This window comes from Sphingomonas sp. Leaf30, from assembly GCF_001422525.1.
GTDB lineage: Bacteria > Pseudomonadota > Alphaproteobacteria > Sphingomonadales > Sphingomonadaceae > Sphingomonas > Sphingomonas aerolata.
Genome location: NZ_LMKZ01000001.1, coordinates 3502 through 5223 on the forward strand (window position 1 = coordinate 3502; position 1722 = coordinate 5223).

Below are 1722 nucleotides of genomic sequence, written 5' to 3' on the forward strand. Positions count from 1 at the left end.
GTTCGCGTCATAGCGTGGGCGATCGTCGCGCTGCGAGCGGTCGTCGCGGCCCTGGCCATCACGGCCCTGGTTTTCGCGGCCCTGACTCTCACGGGGCGCGCGAACGTTCGAATACTGGCCATTGGACTGGCCGCCATTCGCCATCGCCGCCTGGTCGCCGGATCCCTGCTGGCCGTTCTGCTGCCCGTGCTGCTGCCCGTTCTGCTGGCTGCCCTGCTGCTCGCCCGAGCGGATCGGTTCGCCCTCGTCGCCATAATCGTCGTCGCCGTCGAGATCGAACGGCTGCTGGCGACGCGGCTGCTGCTGCGCCTGGGGCTGGCTCTCTTCGAAGCGCGCGCGGGTTTCGCTCAGCACGCGGAAATAGTGATCCGCGAACTGCAGATAATATTCGATGTTGACGCGGTCGCCCTGCATCTGCGCGTCGCGCGCCAGGTTCTTGTACTTCTCGTACAATTGGCTCGCGTTGCCGCGCGCGCGGCTGTCGATGCGGTTGCCGGTGTCGCGGCCACCCTGGCCACCACCACCGCCGCCGCCCTGGCGTTGACCGCCACCGCCGCCACCGCCGCCATTATTATTGTTGCCACGACCGCGACGGCGGCCGGCTTGCCGGTTGTTGATCAAGCTTGTGTCCTCAGTCGTCGAACCAAAATCTGGTCGTGCTCCGAAATGCGGTGCAAACCCCCCGCCGCGCACCGATGACGATGCGTCGGACTTGCCAGGGCCGCCGGACTGCAGCGACTTTAAGGCGAAGGATGCGGGTCAACGCTCAAAAACGACCAAGTTGTCGAGATTGCGTGCCCCTGCCCACGTGATAGCGGCCCGGAAGGGCCTCCCACAAGCGAAATATGCGGCGGCGGGCCATAATCGTCAAGTCGCGGCGCTCATCGCGCGAGCAGGACGCGCGGGTTTCCGCCATAATCATGATGTAGCGCAACATGCAGCCCCGCCGCCTCGAGCAGCGCCGAGACCGGCGCCGCCTGCGTCGCGCCGATCTCGATCACCGCCGCGCCGCCGGGTGCGATCAGCGCGGGAAGCTGCGTCGCGAGGATCCGGTAATCGTCGAGCCCGTCCGCGCCTGCGAACAGCGCCGCATGCGGTTCGTGATCGCGGACCTCGGGCGGCAGCGTCTCGGCGGTACCGATATAGGGCGGGTTGGCGAGGATCAGGTCGAACCGCCCCTCGATCGCGTCCGCCCAGTTACCGCGCGCGAACTGCGCACGGTCCGCCATGCCGAGCGCCGCCGCATTGGCGCGCGCATAGCCGAGCGCGTCTGCCGAAAAGTCGATGCCGAGACCGCGCGCGGGCCATTCGTCGAGCGCGGCGAGCAGCAGCGTACCGGGGCCGGTGCCGAGATCGAGGATGGTCGCGGGCGCACGGCCGGCAAAATGCGCCTGCGCGGCGATCAGCAGCGTCTCGCTGTCCGCGCGGGGCACCAGCGCCCCCGGCCCGACCGCGAGATCGATCGACCAGAAGCCGCGCGTGCCGGTGATATAGGCGATCGGCTCATGGCGCAGACGACGCTCGACGAGCGCGGCGAAACCGGCGGGGACGGCGTAGCGGTCGGGATCGAGCAGGATCGCGTTCCGCTCGACGCCCAGCGCATGCGCCATCAGCAGTTCGGCATCGAGGCGGGGGGTGGCGGAGAAGGCGAAGCGGGTGGCCGCAGTGGCGATCGCTGCGCTTACCCCCCCGCCCGCTTGCGGGAGGGGGTTGGGGGGTGGG

At 69.0% G+C, this 1722-nt stretch carries 2 protein-coding genes; both read right to left on the minus strand.

What is annotated here, in order from left to right; all coding sequences use genetic code 11:
• Positions 1–621, minus strand: a 621-nt coding sequence (locus ASE89_RS00025; RefSeq protein ID WP_156363298.1) for a DUF4167 domain-containing protein, incomplete at its 3' end; no start/stop codon positions are given.
• A gap of 260 nt (positions 622–881) precedes the next feature.
• Positions 882–1673, minus strand: a complete 792-nt coding sequence (gene prmC / locus ASE89_RS20665; RefSeq protein WP_168427570.1) for a peptide chain release factor N(5)-glutamine methyltransferase — start codon at positions 1671–1673, stop codon at positions 882–884.
• Between the last annotated feature and the right edge of the window lie 49 nt (positions 1674–1722).